Source organism: Candidatus Eisenbacteria bacterium, from assembly GCA_020847735.1.
In the GTDB taxonomy this organism is placed as follows: Bacteria; Eisenbacteria; RBG-16-71-46; order RBG-16-71-46; family RBG-16-71-46; genus CAIXRL01.
In genome coordinates, this window is sequence record JADLBL010000026.1 from 12115 (window position 1) to 27048 (window position 14934).

A 14934-nucleotide genomic window follows, 5' to 3' on the forward strand; every position below is an offset into this window, starting at 1 on the left:
GCTCCTCGTGGAATGGGACCGGCCCCGGAGCGGCTGCTTCCGGCACCGTCGGCGAGCTTCAGCGGGGCCGGGACATCTCCGCCAGTCGCCTCTTGAACTCGTCAATGCTCGAAATGTCCACCGGGTCCACCCCGCCGAGCAACGCGAGATAGACGCTGAAGTAGTCGCCGAACTGCACGAGAGAGGCGAGCCGGGCCAGCCGGCTCTCCCCCGTGGAGTGCAGTTCGTGCACGGCCGCACCCTGGCGGGCCGCGTACTCCGCGGTGAGTTCGAGCCGAAGCTTCGCTTCGGCGCTGTCCTCCCGATCCCGCAGCACCAGCACCGAACTGCCCCGCTGCAACGCACCGGCGGCCTGCCAGCCGACGATTTCGTTGTGGTTCAGCTCGGGCACCGCCGCGGAATGGGCGGCGAGCTTAGCATTTTCGTGCAGCTGGTGCCGCCAGCGGAGCCCCACCGCCTCGACCGCTCCGGCGGACGAGTAAAGGAACACGAACCGCCCGAGGCACGCCCGGGCGAGGCGCTTGGCCTCGTTCGTCGCCTCGGGGACGGCGAAGCCGATCCGCCCGCGGGCCGCGCGCATCACCGCGGCCGCCTCACGCCAGGCGGGCACGGGATCCGGAACCCATCCGAGCCCGGCGGCGAGCCGCGTGAGCGGCACCCAGCCGTGGAAGAGCGCCGCGCGGGGAGGCATTCCCGCCGGCACGGCCTGCACGTGCAGGCCACGCTCGCGGGCTCGCCCGGCGAGCGGGCCGCCGCTCGTCAGGGCGACCGAGGGAACGCCGCGCGCGTGCGATTCCGCCTCGAGAGCCAGCGTCTCTTCGGTGCCTCCCGAGTTGCTCGACAGCACGGCCAGCGAACGCGGGCCGACGCACGCCGGCCAGTGATAGTCGCGCACAACGAGCCAGGGCCGGGGAAGCAGATCGCGGTACATCGCGCCGGTCAGCTCGCCCGCGATCGCCGAGCCGCCCATGCCGCCGACCGCGACCAGGTCCGGATCGGCGAGCGGCAGCTTCCAGGGCGCGCCGTCGGTGCGTGCCAGCGCCTCCTCGACGTGCTCGGGAAGCGCGTCCACGAGCGCCGTCATGCCGCGGGGGTCGCGGCCGCCGTAGGGCGGCTCGAGCGAGGACGGGAGGTCGCTCACGCTTCGCGCCCCGCCGGTCCGCCGTCGCCCTGGCGCTCGTAGACCAGCACGCTCGGCAGCAGAGAATCCACGCGCTGACGGACCAGGCGGCGCACCTGCGCCGCCGAAGTGCACCGCAGCGCCTCGCCGGCGATCTCCCGCGCGGCCTCGTAGCGCACCGATCGGATCGCCAGCTTGACCCGCGGCAGGTCGGGTGGCGGCACCGACAGCTCGTCCACGCCCAGCCCGAGCAGCAGCACGGCGTTCTGAGGGTCGCTCGCCATCTCGCCGCACACGCCGACCCACCGCCGCTCGGCGTGTCCGGCGTCCACGGTGTGCCGGATGCTGCGCAGCACGGCCGGGTCCAGCGGCTCGTACAGGTGCGAGAGCCGTTCGTTGTCGCGGTCCATCGCCAGCGTGTACTGGATGAGGTCGTTCGATCCGACGGAGAAGAACTGCGAGTGCTTCGCGAGCGCGTCGGCCATCCACACGGCGCTCGGGGTCTCGATCATGATGCCGGTCTCGACCTGCGGATCGAAGGGTTTGCCGTCGCGCCGCAGCCCCTCGAGCGCCTCGTCACGCAGCGTCAGCGCGCGGGTGAGCTCGTCCACGCTCGAGACCATCGGGAACATCATGCGGACGCGGCCGTGCGCGCTCGCCCGGTAGATCGCGCGGATCTGCGCGCGGAACATCTCCGGGCTCGAGAGCGCGAGCCGGATGCCCCGCAGGCCGAGAAACGGGTTGGTCTCGTGCGTCATGCCGAGATACGACGCGACCTTGTCGCCCCCCAGGTCCATCGTCCGGAACAGCACCGGACGGCCCTGCATCGCCTCGGTGACGCGGCGGTAGGCGAGATACTGTTCCTCCTCGCCGGGCAGGTCCACGCGGTTCATGTAGAAAAACTCGGTGCGGAAGAGCCCGACCGACTGGGCGCCGGCCTTGACGGCGGCCTCCACGTCCTCGGGCTGCTCCAGATTCGCGCCCAGTTCGACGGCCCGGCCGTCGAGCGTCTCGCAGGGCGCCGCCTGCAGCGCTTCGAGCGCGGCGACCTTGCGGCGCAGGCGCTCGGCGCGCGCGTCGAACTCGCTTCGCCTCGCCTCGTCCGGGTTGATCTCGACCAGGCCCTCGAAACCGTCCACCGTCGCCGTGTCGCCCGTCTTCGCGTGCAGGAGCGCGTCGCGCACGCTCACCACGGCCGGAATGCCGCGCCCGCGGGCGACGATCGCGCCGTGCGAGGTGCGCCCGCCCACCTCGAGCACGAACGCCAGCACGCGCTCGCGCGGCAGCATGGCCACCTCGCTGGGCCCGAGGTCGTGCGCGACGATCACGGCCGGCGAGACGAGGCCCTCGAGCTCGTTGCGGCCCTTGCCGAGCAGTTCGCGCAGCACGCGCCGTTCGCAATCCACGATGTCGGCGCGGCGCTCGCGCAGGTATTCGTCCTCGAGCTGCTCGAGCGCCGCCGCCACGCGCGACATGTAGGCGCGGAACACGAAGCCCGGGAACAGCAGCATCTCGCGAACGCCCTTCTCGACCGTGCCGATCAGGTCGGGGTCGTCGAGGATGAGCAGGTGCGCGTCGTAGATGCGCGCGTCGTGCTCGCCCAGCTCGGCCGCGATGCCGTCGCGGATGGCGACGAGATCGCGCCGCGACTTGTCGAGCGCGGCGTGGAACCGCGCGAGCTCGGCCTCGACCTCCCCGGGAGCGATCGAATACTCGCGCACCGGGATTTCCTCGCGCTCGAACCGGAACGTGGGGCCGGAGGCGAATCCCGGCGAGGCGGCGATGCCGCTCAGCTTCATGGCTCTCCCCCGAACTTGCCGTCCACCAGCTCGCGGATCGCCTGCAGCGCCTCCTGCTCGTCCGGGCCGACGGTGCGCACCGAGATCGTCGCCCCCTCCTCGGCGGCCAGCATCATGACGCCCATGATGCTCTTGCCGTTCACCTCGAGGTCGTCGCGCGAAACGAACACCTCCGAACGGAACCTGGAAGCGGTCTTGACGAACAGGGCGCACGCACGGGCATGCAGACCGAGCTGATTCCGGATCACCAGCTGCAGATCGGGCAAGACCGTCCTCCCTGACCCTTCAGAATCCGCGCAGCCACGCGGCTGCGAGCACGAGCGCACCGATGCCGAGCGCCCACTGCGTGGGCGAAGGGCGGGACCGTTGCGCGGAAACCAGACCGAGCCCGAGGCCACCGGCGAGGGCCGACTGTACCGCGATCGGACGGGGTTCGCCTCCCGGCGCGAGCGCCCAGGCGACGGCGACGCCGACCACGATGCAGCCCCCGTAGGCGAGCACCCGGACCGCGGCTTCGAGCAGCCCGCGCAGCCGGCCGCCGAGCACGCCGGGTCCCTGGGCGTATCCCCAGCCCACCCCGGCGAGACGCACGCCCAGATGCACCGAGGCGTAGCAGGTCCACAGGGCGAGCGCGCCCCAGCCCGTCTCGGGCCGGGCGAGCGTGACGAGCACGCCGAGGACCGCGGCGAACGGACGCAGCGAAAACCAGAACAGCCGGTCACCGAGCGCCGCCAGCGTCGAGCCCAGCGCCGCCTTGACGCGGGCCATCGCCACTTCGTCCGGTCCGGTACCCTGCGAGCGCTGCTCCTCGAGCTGCGCGACGGCGCCGAGCGCCAGCGAGGCCAGCGTCGGCTGGGTGTTGAAGTAGGCCGTGTGCTCGGCGAGGCGCGAGCGACGCTCGGCCGCGTCGCGGTAGAGCGCTTCGAGCGCGGGCTGCAGCGCGTACACCCAGCCCACCCCCTGCTGGCGCTCGAAGTTCCAGGTCGCCTGCAGGAGGTTCGCGCGCAGGGCCATGCGCAGGAGCGTCCGGAATCCGAGCTTCGCCATCAGGGAGTTCCCATCACGAGCGTCAGCCAGGCTCCGATCATGGCGGCCGCGAAGACCGCGGCGCGGATCAGCCGCCGCTGCACGAACGCGTGCAGCAGCTGCGCGAGTCCGAAGCCGAGCCACAGCGGCTGGGCGAGCGTCCAGGCGCGCGAGAGGTGCAGCGATTCGTTCTCCACGAAGCCGCGCAGCAGCAGCGCGGCGCCTCCGATCCACACGGCGCAGAACGCGACGCCGACGCCGAACGCCATCGCCGCCCCCGCGAGGTTCGCGATGCCCGGCGCGCCCTCGTGGCCGGCGCGCAGCTCCGCCTCGCACCACCGCGCCAGGCCCTCGTTGCGGCGGCGCTGCCAGCGGATGAGCGGCACGCCGGTCGTGGCGGCCAGCAGGCCGGCGAACACGCCCGCGAGCTGCGCGGCGTCGCGCCACGGCTGGAGCCCCGCTCCCGGCGCCAGCGCCAGCGCGACGCCGGCGCCGACGACTCCGCCGGCGGCATAGTCCTCGGGCGTGCGCGAGCCGATCGGCAGCGTGCTCGCGGCCAGGATCTGCAGGACGACGCCCACCGCCAGCGCCGTCGCCCAGTCCCCCCACAACCAGCCGATCAGCGAGGCCGTGACGAGCGGCTGCGAGAGCAGCGTCTGCGCCACCGGTGTGGCGTCGAGCGCGGCGACGCCGCCGAGCAGCGCCGTCAGCGCGACCCGGACGATCACGGCTGGACCGCCGCGTCGAGCGACGCCAGCGGCACGGACCGGCTGGCCGGCACGTCGCGGACCTCGAGCGCCACGCCGCGGGCGAGGAGCGCGCGCGCGTGCTCGCGGTCCGCGGCGTCGAGGTAGACGTACTCGCCCACCTTGTCCTTGCCCGGCGCGTAGTGCAGGCCGCCGACATTGAACTCCCGCACGGCCGCGCCCGCCTCGACGAGGCGGCGGGCGGACCCGAGGTCACGCACGAGCAGGAACGCGCCCCCCGTCGCGCGCGCCTCGCCGGCGTGCTCGGCGGCGGCCGTGGCCACGTCCACGACGTGCACCTCGATGCCCGGGGCCGCCTCCTCGTACACGCGGCGCTCCCACTCGCTCGCGGCGACGGCGTCGTCCACGAGCCACATGCGGACCGGGTGCAATCGCGCGCCCCACGCCACGAGCACCTGGCCATGGATGAGCCGGTCGTCGATCCGGTGCAGCAGCCAGCTCATGCCGCCGGGCCGCGCTGGATGCGGATGCTCTCGCGTCCCTTCACCTGCAGCCGCTCGGCGAGCGCCGACACGCCGAGGTGGTCCCGGTTGTGGAGATAGTCGAGCAGCAGCGGCAGATTGACGCCGGTCACGATCACGATCCCCGCGCTGCCGCGGGCCGCGGCGAGGCCGCTCGTGTGGCAGGAGCCGCCCCAGAAGTCGGTCAGCACCAGCCCGCCGTGCGGCCAGTTGCCGGTCGTCCCGGCCATCCGCTGTTCGAGCTCGGCGCGGGACAGGCCTTCGTTCGACAGCACGAGCACGTCGTCCACCGGGCCGTACACGCGCGCCGCGGCGTGCATCAGCGCGGCGGCGAGGTCGGCATGCATGACCAGCATCGCCGGCACCCGCGCCGGGACCGCGGATTCCGGCGGCGTCGCTTCGCCGCGGGAGGCGCTCACTCGGTGTCCTCCCGGACCCACGCCCGCGCGGCGCTCTTGCGCTTCATGACCTCGAGCATGTGCTGGTTGAGACGCTCCGCCGGCGAGAAGCCGCCGACGACCTTGACCAGGTAGTGCAGCGCGATCACCTCGGCGATCACGGTGATGTTCTTGCCGGGCGTGATCGGCACCTGGACGAGCGGAATCTGCACGCCCAGCACCTCGGTCTTGCGTTCGTCGAGGCCGACGCGCTCGTAGTCCGCGTCGTCGGACCACTCCGTCAGGTTGACCTCGACCTCGACGCGCTTCTGCAGGCGGATCGAGCGGATCCCGAAGATGCTCTGCACGTCGATGATCCCGAGGCCGCGGATCTCCATGTGGTGGCGCAGGAGCTGGTTGCCGGCGCCGATCAGCAGGTCGCCGTGACGGCGCGTGATCGTGACGATGTCGTCGGCGACCAGCCGGTGGCCGCGCTCGACGAGGTCGAGCGCGGTCTCCGACTTGCCGATCGCGCTGCGGCCCGTGAACAGCAGCCCGCAGCCGTACACGTCCACGAGCGAACCGTGCACGCTGACGGTCGGCGCGAACATGTGGTCGAGGTAGCTGGTGAGCTGGTGGATGAACGGCGTCGTGCTCTGCGGCGTGCGCAGCACGGGCACGCCGCACTCGTTCGCCCGCTGCACGAACGAGGGCGGCACCTCGAGGCCCTTGCAGACGACGATGAGCGGCATGTTGAACGCGAACAGCCGGTCCAGCGACTGCCGAACCCCTTCGGGCGAAAGCGTCCCGAGATACGCGAGCTCGGTCTGGGCGAGGATCTGGATGCGCTCGTGCAGGAAGTTCTCGACGAATCCCATGAGCGCCATGCCGGGGCGATTGATGTCGCTGACCGTGATCTCGCACCGCGAGGCGAGCGTCTCCGTCAGCAGCTCGAGCTGCAGGTCCTCACGCTGGTCCTCGAACAGGCGCGCGACGCCGAGGGTCTTCACCGCCGGCTCAGTCCTGTTCGCCCGGTCCGTCACCGGCGACGCCGTCCGCCGCGGCCTCGGGAACGCCGGCCGGACGCTGCTTCGAGGCGATCTTGCGTTCCTTGTGGCGGCGCAGCTGCTCCTCGAGCCGGTGCGCGGCAAGGTCGATCGCGGCTCCCGCGTCCGCGTGCGTTTCCGTGCAGACGAGCTGGCCGCCGTTCAGGCGCATGGTGATTTCCGCCTCGTACCGGGCGCGTTCCTGCGAGACCACGACGTGGATCGTGCGGATGTCGGTGGCGAATTTCTGGAGTTTCTCGAGACGCTGCGTCGCGGACTGACGCAGGTCGGGGGCGACTTCGAAATGGCGGGCGGTGATGCTGATCTGCACGGCGCTCCTCCTTGGTTCTCGGGATGGACGCGACGTCTCGAAGTGTTCCGGGGACTCAGGCGACCCGCCGGCGGAACCTCGCCGGCAGGATGTTCAGCTGTTCGCGGTACTTGGCCACGGTGCGGCGGGCGATGCGCAGGCCGCGCTCGTGGAGCAGCTCCGCGATCCGCTGGTCCGACAGCGGATCCTTCTTGTCCTCCTCGTCAATGAGCGTCCGGATGATGTCCTTCGCGGTGCGGGCCGACACGTCCTCGCCGTCGTCCGTCTCGAGCCCGCTCGAGAAGAAGAACTTGAGCTCGAACACGCCGCGTGGCGTCTGCACGTACTTGCCGCTGCACACCCGGCTCACGGTGGATTCGTGCATGTCGATCTGGCGCGCCACCTGCGCGAGCGTCAGCGGGCGCAGGAAGGCGATGCCCTTGTCGAAGAACTCGCGCTGCTCGCGCACGATGCAGTTCATGACCTTGATCATCGTGCGCCGGCGCTGCTCGATGGTCTGGATCAGCCACTTGGCGGACGCCAGCTTCCCCTGGATGAACTCGCGGGTCTGCTTCTGCTCGGCGGTCGCGTCGGCCTTCTTCTTCTCGCGAATCACCGTCTCGTACGCGGACGAGATCCGCAGCCGTGGAACGTTCCGGTCGTTCAGCATGACGAGGTACTCCTCGTCCACGCGCTCGACGAGCAGGTCGGGCGTCACGTAACGCGGGTCGTCCGCCGAGACGGCGGTGCCCGGCCGAGGGTTCAGCGTCGCGATCTCGTCGGCGGCCGCCTGCACTTCCTCGACGCCGGTCTTGAGGAGCCGGGCGATCTCGGGGAAGCGGCGGTTCACGAGGTGATCGAAGTGATCGTGGATCAGCCGCCACGCCATCGTGTCGCGGTCGCCGCGCGCGTCGAGCTGGATCAGCAGGCACTCGCGCAGGTCGCGGGCGCCGACCCCGATCGGCTCGAGCGCCTGAACGACGGCGAGCACGCGCTCGATCTCGTCCGCCGGCCGGCCGAGGGCCTCGACGATGTCGGCCATCGGCGTGACCAGCCAGCCGCGCTCGTCGAGGGAGCCCACCAGGAACTCGGCGATCGTCATCTGTTCCGCGGGCAGGTTCAGGAAGTGGAGCTGCTCGAGCAGGCTCTCGGCGAGCGTCACGCGGGTCACCGGCACCTTCTCGAGGAACTCGATGCTCGTCTCGCTCTGCGGCACGTAGGTGCGGTCGAGGCCGTCCTGCATGTACTCCGACCAGTCGATCGCGTCCTCCTCGCCCGGCTCCTCGGCTTCCTCGTTGTTCTGCTCGTCGGCCGAGTTCTCGCGCTCGATGTCCTCCTGCTCGGCGAGATCGTCCACCTCCTCGAGCAGCGGGTTCTGGAGAACCTCCTGCTTGAGGATCTGCTGGAGCTCGAGCGTCGGCACCTGCAGCAGCTTGAGCGCCTGCTGCAGGCGGGGAGTCATGATGAGCGACTGCTTCTGCTGCAGGTGCAACGAATGCTTCATTTCCATGGCTGGTCCATCCCTAGAGGGTGAAGCCTTCGCCGAGATAGTACTGCCGTGCGAGCGGATTGTCCGCGAGCTCCTGCGGGGAGCCCGCCAGCTGAATCCGGCCGTCGAACATGATGTACGAGCGGTCGGTCGTGTTCAGGGTCACGCGCACGTTGTGGTCGGTGATGAGGACGCCGAGGCCACGGCCCCGGAGCCGATGGATGATCTCCTGGATCTCCTCGACCGCGATCGGATCAATGCCGACGAACGGCTCGTCGAGCAGCATGAACGAGGGCCGGCGCGCGAGCGCCCGGGTGATTTCGACACGGCGGCGCTCTCCGCCGGAAAGCTTGTGCGCCTGACGACCGGCCAGGTGGGTCAGGTTGAGGTCCTCGAGCAGCTGGGCCAGCCGCGTCTCCCTCTCCGCGGGCGTCAGCTTCATGGTCTCGAGGACCGCGAGCACGTTCTCGCGCACGGTCAGCCGGCGGAAGATGCTCGGATCCTGCGCCAGGTAGCCCAGCCCGAGTCGCGCGCGCCGGTACACGGGCTCGTTGGTGATGTCCCGTCCGTCGAGTCGGATGGTGCCCGCGTTGGGCCTGAGCAGGCCGACGATCATGTGGAAGGTCGTGGACTTGCCGGCGCCGTTCGGACCGAGCAGCCCGACGACCTCGCCCCGGCGCACGTGCAACGACACGTCCGAGACGACACGCCACTTGCCGTAGTAGCGCTCGAGTCCTTCGGCCACGAGCCCGCCGGTCGCGACCGGCGTGGCGGACGGAATCTCGGGAAGGGCCTGGGTCACTTGCGTCCCTCCCGCGATTCGAGGATCGCGCCGGACTTGCTCCGGACCGTGGCGTTCACCCGCGAGCGGAACTCGAAATGGCGCAGGTTGGGGTCGCTTGTGAATCCGATGCCCTCGAGGACGTCGCCCTGACGTTCGACCCGGACGAGCCGGTCGGACGTGATCTGCTGCTCGCGATTGCCGAAGTGAATCTCGTCCGTCGTCATGCGTGTGCCTTCGGTCGTGCGCAGGACGACGTTGCCGCGCGCGGTCATGTCGCGGGTCTCCTGCTGGATCTCGCCCTCGCGCGCGGTCAGCTCCGAGGACCGGACGCCCTTTTCGTCGAAGAAGTCCACGCGGATGTCCCTCGCCACGACGACGTTGCGGGCCGTGTAGGTGGCGGCCCACTTCGAATAAAGGGTCCATTCCGGGTGCCCGGCGTCGGTTTCCGTCAGCACGAAGTCCGTGACCTCCTGGTCCGGCATCTCGCCCTGGCTGCGCATCGGGTTCGCCCGCGGCAGGCCGTTGCACCCCGCGGCCGTCACCGCCGCGAATGCGGCGACCAGCAACGCGGCGCGCCCGCGAGCGAAATGGGTACGGCGTGCTCTCATGGATGGCTTCCGGTCGGCCTCGAACGTCGCAGCGCTGCGCGCGACACGTCCGAGGCCACGCTAGCAAGCAGGCCACAGCGTGGCAAGCACGGCCTGTGCCACTCGCAAGTGCTTCACCTGCCTTGAACTTATCGGGTCCGGGTGGGCCGAACTTGATGCGGGACTGAGAACGTCGGAGACGACTCGATTCCACGGTGACCGCACGCCCTCCGGCGCGTGCTAACGTGCGCCGCCATGCGCTCCGCTCGCGTTCTGCTCGCCTGCATGCTGATGGCCGCGCTCGCGCCCGCGCCCGCCCGGGGCGCGGACGCGTCCGCCGCCGGCCACCATGCCGAGCTTCGCGGCATCCGCATGTACTACGAGCTGCACGGCTCGGGTCCGCCGCTGCTCCTGCTGCACGGCGGAGCCGGAAACGGGATGCAGTTCGAGAAGCAGGTTCCGGCGTTCGCCGCCACCCACCTCGTGATCGTTCCCGACTGCCGGGCCCAGGGCCGCACGACCGACCGGCCCGGGCCGCTCACCTATCACGGCATGGCCGAGGACGTCCTCGCCCTGCTCGACCGGCTCGGGCTGAAGCGCGTGGACATCATGGGCTGGAGCGACGGCGGCAACATCGGGCTCGACCTCGCGATGCACCACCCCGGCCGCGTGGCGCACCTGGTCACCTTCGGTGCGAACTTCCGGCCCGACGGGCTCGAACCCGCCGACGTGCGCTGGAACCAGACCGCCACGCCCGACAGCTTCGGCGCCGGCATGCGCGAGGGCTGGACGAAGCTCAACCCGCAGCCCGGGAACTACGAACGCGCGATGGCGAAGATCCTCGAGTTGTGGCGCACGCAGCCGCGCTGGACGGCCGCGGATCTCGGACGCATCCGCGCCCGCTGCCTCATCTGCGCGGGCGAGCACGACGTCGTGCGGCCCGCGCACACGGCGGCGCTGGCGCGCGCGATTCCAGGCGCCCGGACCTGGATCGTTCCCGGCGCCTCGCACGGCGCCATGCTCGAGCAGCCGGAACTCGTCAACGCGAAGGTCCTCGAGTTCCTCTCCGCCGGCTCCTGAACCGTGCGGTCGGCCCGCGCTCAGCCGCGCAGGCAGTCGTGCAGGTGCAGGATGCCGAGCGGCCGGCGCCGGTCGTCCACCACCACGAGCGCGGTGATGGGACCGCCGTCGCGCTCCTCCATCGCGCGCACGGCGCTCGCCACCAGCGCGTCGGGTCCGATGACCGACGGCGTGGCCGACATCACCTCGGCGGCGGTGAGCTCCCACGGATCGCGGTGCTTCATCAGGATGCGCTTGAAGTCGCCGTCCGTCACGACCCCCTCGAGTTTGCCGTGGCCGTCGAGCACGGTCGTGATGCCGAGCCGCTTGTGCATGATCTCGAGCATGACGTCGCGCAGGCCCGCCGAGGGCTGCACGCTCGGCATCGCTTCGCCCGAGTGCATCAGCTCGCGCACGCGCCGGGCGGCCGAGCGGCCGAGAACGCCGCCGGGGTGCAGGAAGCGGAAGTCCTCCGGAGCGAATCCGCGCAGCTCCATCAGCGCGATCGCCAGGCAGTCGCCCATGACCTGCGTCAGCGTGACGCTGGTCGTCGGCGTGAGGTCCAGCGGGCACGCCTCGGTGACCGGCCCGAGCACCAGCGTGGCGGCGCTGCGCTTCGCGAGCGGCGAATCGGGCTGGGTGACGACGCTCACCATCGGGATGCCGTGACGCTCGAGGTAGGGCATCAGGGCCAGCAGCTCCTCGGTCGCGCCGCTCTTCGAGATGAACAGCGCCACCTCCCCCGGCGCGAACAGCCCCGCGTCGCCGTGCATGGCGTCGGCCGGATGCAGGAAGATCGCCGGGGTTCCCGTGCTGGTCAGCGTCGCGGCGATCTTCTGGCCGATGAGCCCGCTCTTGCCCACGCCGGAGACGACCACCTTGCCGCGACAGGAGGCCAGCAGGCCCACCGCCTTCTCGAATTCGGGACCGAGACGATCCTCGAGCCCGGCCAGCGCGCGCGCCTCGGTGCGGATCACGTTCTTCGCGATCGCCAGCAGGGACTTCGCCATCACGGGGCCTCGTAGCGCGCCAGCACCTTCGACCACGTGCCGTTCCGCTTGAGGATCGCCTCGACCGCCTCGCGCACCGCGCCGGCGCCGGCCTTCGCCACGGTGACGGTCCGGGCGACCGGGTGCAGCTCCGGGACCGCGTCGGCCACGACGATCGGCCAGCCGACGCGCCGCAGGAGCGGCAGGTCCGGCAGGTCGTCGCCGATCATGGCGCACGCCGCCCAGTCCGCGCCCTCGCGCGCGAGCACCGTTTCGGCGACGGCGACCTTGTCGTGGACGCCGAGGTAGTGCTCGAGCTGCAGGTCGTGCATGCGCGCTTCGGCGGCGTACGACATGCGTCCCGAGATCACGACCGGCAGCACGTCCAGACCGCGAGCCCACTCGAGCGCGAGCCCGTCGCGCACGTGGAAGTTCCGGAAATCCCCGTCGCGGGCGAAGCCGATCACGCCGTCGGTGAGCGTGCCGTCGAGGTCCAGGAACAGGATGCGAACCGCCGCCTCAGGCACGTGCCCCCCCTTCCACCGCGTCGCGCACGCGACAGGCCTCGTCGAGGAACGCCGCCGCCTGATCGAGCGGCAGCTGCGTCGCCGCGTCGCTCAGCGCGTGCGCCGGGTCGGGGTGCGTCTCGAAGAACAGGCCGTCCACGCCGCAGGCGACGGCCGCGCGCATGAGCGGAAACGCGAAACGCCGCTCACCGCCGGTCTCCGCACCGGACCCGTCGCGACGCTGCAGGCTGTGCGTCGCGTCGAACAGCACCGGCCAGCCCAGTTCGCGCAGGACGACCAGTCCGCGCATGTCCACGACCAGGTCGCCGTACCCGAACGTCGTTCCCCGCTCGGTCAGCAGCACGCCCGCGCCGCCCGCCCCCGTCACCTTGCCGATCGCGTGCGCCATGTCGGAGGGCGCGAGGAATTGGCCCTTCTTGACGTTGACCGCGCGACCGGATTTCGCGGCCGCGACCAGCAGGTCCGTCTGCCGGCAGAGGAACGCCGGAATCTGCAGCGCGTCCGCCACCTCGGCCGCCGCGCCCACCTCCGCCCGTTCGTGCACGTCCGTCAGCACGGGAACGCCCAGCTCGCGTTTCACGCGCGCCAGGGCCGCGAGCGCCTCGTCGGCGGCGAGCCCCGTGAACGCCTGCGCGCTCGAGCGGTTCGCCTTGCGATAGGACGCTTTGAACACGAACGGCAGCTCGCGCGCCGCGCACAGCGACCTGAGGCGCTCGGCGACGCGCAGGCACAGGTCCGCGTTCTCGACCACGCACGGCCCGGCCACGACCAGCAGCCGAGGGCCGCCCGCGTCGGCGGACCCGATCAGGAAGCGGTGGGCAGCGGCCATGCGCTCACCTCGGGTGGGCCCCGGTGGCCTCGCTCTCGTCGCTCGGCTCGAGGGAGGGCCGGTAGGAATCGTCGCCCAGCCGGGCGCGGCGGCGCTCGAGCGAGGCGCGTACGAAGTCGGTGAACAGCGGGTGCGGATCGAACGGCCGGCTCTTCAGTTCGGGGTGGAACTGCACCGCGAGGAACCACGGGTGGTCGGGCAGCTCGACGATCTCGACCAGTTCGCGCCCGACGCACTTGCCCGACAGCACCAGCCCGCGCGACTGCAGCTGCGCCGTGTAACGGTTGTTGAATTCGTAGCGGTGGCGATGACGCTCCTCGATCTCGGACCGGCCGTAGGCGCGCGCCGCGAGGCTGCCGTCGCGCAGCGAGCAGCGGTACGAACCCAGGCGCATCGTCCCGCCCTTGTCGGTCACGCCCGCCTGGTCGGCGAGCAGGTCGATCACCTTGTGTTCGCTCGAGGGGTCGAACTCGCTCGAGTTCGCGTCTGCCCAGCCGACGACGTGCCGGGCGAACTCGATCGTCGCCACCTGCATGCCCAGGCAGATCCCGAAATAGGGAATGCTCTTCTCGCGCGCGAAGCGGACCGCCTCGATCTTGCCCTGGATGCCGCGCTCGCCGAAGCCGCCTGGCACGAGGACGCCGTCCACGTCCGCGAGCCGCGCCGCCGCGCCGTCCTTCTCGACGTCGGTGCTCTCGACCCAGCGCAGGTGGACGCGCGCCCGGTTCGCGGCGCCGGCGTGGATGAACGATTCGATGATGCTCTTGTAGGCGTCGCGGACGTGGGTGTACTTGCCGACGACGGCGATCTCGCACGACTTCTCGGGGTGCGTGACGCGCGCGACGAAGTCGTGCCAGGCCGCAAGATCGGGCGGCTGCGCGTTTCCGTCCGGAAGGCCGAGGCGATCCACCACCAGCGAGTCCAGCCCGCCCGCATGGAAGACCCCGGGCACTTCGTAGATGCTCTTCACGTCCTTCGCCGCGATCACGGCCTCGGTCGGGACGTTGCAGAAGAGCGCGATCTTCTCGCGCACCTCCGAGTCCAGGTCGAGTTCGCTGCGGCACAGCAGCACGTCGGCCTGGATGCCGATCTCGCGCAGCTCCTTCACCGAGTGCTGCGTGGGCTTGGTCTTCACCTCGCCCGCCGCCTTGATGAACGGCACGAGCGTCACGTGCACGAACAGCACGTCGCGACGATGCTCGAGTTTGAGCTGCCGCACCGCCTCGAGGAACGGCAGCGACTCGATGTCGCCCACCGTGCCGCCGATCTCGACGATGTGGACGTCGGCCCCGGTGGTCAGCGACAGCGAGTGAATGCGCTTCTTGATCTCGTCGGTGACATGCGGGATGACCTGCACGGTGCGCCCCAGGTAGTCGCCGCGGCGCTCGCGCGAGAGGATCGAGTCGTAGATCTGCCCGGCGGTGACGTTGTGGCTGCGCGTCACCGACGCGTTCGTGAACCGCTCGTAGTGCCCGAGGTCCAGGTCGGTCTCGGCGCCGTCGTCGGTGACGAACACCTCGCCGTGCTGGAAGGGGCTCATCGTGCCCGGATCGATGTTCAGGTACGGGTCGAGCTTCTGGATGGTGACCCGGAAGCCGCGCGCCTTGAGCAGCAGCCCCAGCGACGCCGCGGCGATGCCCTTGCCGAGCGACGAGACCACGCCTCCCGTGACGACGACGATCTTGGCCATGAATCCCTTCCTGTCTGCGGCGCGGGTCCCGCCCGCGGCCTGGCCGGAAGCTCCTGCGAATCCACTCGAAATGA

Annotated in this window: 17 protein-coding genes; 1 reads left to right on the forward strand and 16 read right to left on the reverse strand. The window is 70.9% G+C overall.

The window, feature by feature from the left end:
- Positions 1-58: 58 nt before the first annotated feature.
- The 12 genes from IT347_14295 to lptC are packed head-to-tail and all read right to left on the reverse strand — an operon-like array spanning position 59 to position 9787.
- Positions 59-1141: a bifunctional phosphoglucose/phosphomannose isomerase gene (locus IT347_14295; protein ID MCC6350753.1), complete on the reverse strand. Its 1083-nt coding sequence runs from the start codon at positions 1139-1141 to the stop codon at positions 59-61.
- Entirely contained in the window at positions 1138-2919 is a 1782-nt protein-coding gene (gene ptsP / locus IT347_14300) for a phosphoenolpyruvate--protein phosphotransferase (GenBank protein ID MCC6350754.1), read from the reverse strand. Before ptsP ends, IT347_14295 begins: the two co-directional genes overlap by 4 nt.
- Positions 2916-3185: an HPr family phosphocarrier protein gene (locus IT347_14305; protein MCC6350755.1), complete on the reverse strand. Its 270-nt coding sequence runs from the start codon at positions 3183-3185 to the stop codon at positions 2916-2918. The genes ptsP and IT347_14305 overlap by 4 nt, the downstream gene beginning before the upstream one ends.
- A gap of 19 nt (positions 3186-3204) precedes the next feature.
- Positions 3205-3966, reverse strand: coding sequence for a PTS mannose/fructose/sorbose transporter family subunit IID (locus IT347_14310; protein MCC6350756.1), 762 nt, complete (start codon positions 3964-3966; stop codon positions 3205-3207).
- Positions 3966-4673: a PTS sugar transporter subunit IIC gene (locus IT347_14315; GenBank protein ID MCC6350757.1), complete on the reverse strand. Its 708-nt coding sequence runs from the start codon at positions 4671-4673 to the stop codon at positions 3966-3968. The genes IT347_14310 and IT347_14315 overlap by 1 nt, the downstream gene beginning before the upstream one ends.
- Positions 4670-5155, reverse strand: a complete 486-nt coding sequence (locus tag IT347_14320; protein ID MCC6350758.1) for a PTS sugar transporter subunit IIB — start codon at positions 5153-5155, stop codon at positions 4670-4672. Before IT347_14320 ends, IT347_14315 begins: the two co-directional genes overlap by 4 nt.
- Positions 5152-5592, reverse strand: coding sequence for a hypothetical protein (locus IT347_14325; protein MCC6350759.1), 441 nt, complete (start codon positions 5590-5592; stop codon positions 5152-5154). Before IT347_14325 ends, IT347_14320 begins: the two co-directional genes overlap by 4 nt.
- The gene (gene hprK / locus IT347_14330; GenBank protein MCC6350760.1) at positions 5589-6560 is read right to left on the reverse strand and encodes an HPr(Ser) kinase/phosphatase; all 972 of its coding nucleotides are present in this window, start codon (positions 6558-6560) and stop codon (positions 5589-5591) included. Before hprK ends, IT347_14325 begins: the two co-directional genes overlap by 4 nt.
- 7 nt (positions 6561-6567) lie before the next feature.
- Positions 6568-6927: a ribosome-associated translation inhibitor RaiA gene (raiA, locus tag IT347_14335; protein MCC6350761.1), complete on the reverse strand. Its 360-nt coding sequence runs from the start codon at positions 6925-6927 to the stop codon at positions 6568-6570.
- 55 nt (positions 6928-6982) lie between these two features.
- Entirely contained in the window at positions 6983-8416 is a 1434-nt protein-coding gene (gene rpoN, locus IT347_14340; GenBank protein ID MCC6350762.1) for an RNA polymerase factor sigma-54, read from the reverse strand.
- 13 nt (positions 8417-8429) lie between these two features.
- On the reverse strand, positions 8430-9176 hold the full coding sequence (gene lptB, locus IT347_14345) for an LPS export ABC transporter ATP-binding protein (GenBank protein ID MCC6350763.1): 747 nt from the start codon (positions 9174-9176) through the stop codon (positions 8430-8432).
- 17 nt (positions 9177-9193) lie between these two features.
- Positions 9194-9787, reverse strand: a complete 594-nt coding sequence (lptC, locus tag IT347_14350; GenBank protein ID MCC6350764.1) for an LPS export ABC transporter periplasmic protein LptC — start codon at positions 9785-9787, stop codon at positions 9194-9196.
- A gap of 234 nt (positions 9788-10021) precedes the next feature.
- Between lptC and IT347_14355 the strand changes: the two genes are divergently transcribed.
- The gene (locus IT347_14355) at positions 10022-10846 is read left to right on the forward strand and encodes an alpha/beta hydrolase (protein MCC6350765.1); all 825 of its coding nucleotides are present in this window, start codon (positions 10022-10024) and stop codon (positions 10844-10846) included.
- A gap of 20 nt (positions 10847-10866) precedes the next feature.
- On the opposite strand, the gene IT347_14360 is transcribed toward IT347_14355, so the two are convergent.
- The 4 genes from IT347_14360 to IT347_14375 are packed head-to-tail and all read right to left on the reverse strand — an operon-like array spanning position 10867 to position 14860.
- Positions 10867-11823 (reverse strand): KpsF/GutQ family sugar-phosphate isomerase, encoded by a 957-nt coding sequence (locus tag IT347_14360; GenBank protein MCC6350766.1) that lies wholly within the window; start codon positions 11821-11823, stop codon positions 10867-10869.
- 11 nt (positions 11824-11834) lie between these two features.
- The gene (locus tag IT347_14365; GenBank protein ID MCC6350767.1) at positions 11835-12341 is read right to left on the reverse strand and encodes an HAD hydrolase family protein; all 507 of its coding nucleotides are present in this window, start codon (positions 12339-12341) and stop codon (positions 11835-11837) included.
- A complete protein-coding gene (gene kdsA / locus IT347_14370) occupies positions 12334-13170 on the reverse strand; it encodes a 3-deoxy-8-phosphooctulonate synthase (protein MCC6350768.1) in 837 nt (278 codons plus the stop codon). The genes IT347_14365 and kdsA overlap by 8 nt, the downstream gene beginning before the upstream one ends.
- A 4-nt stretch (positions 13171-13174) precedes the next feature.
- Positions 13175-14860 (reverse strand): CTP synthase, encoded by a 1686-nt coding sequence (locus IT347_14375; protein ID MCC6350769.1) that lies wholly within the window; start codon positions 14858-14860, stop codon positions 13175-13177.
- Between the last annotated feature and the right edge of the window lie 74 nt (positions 14861-14934).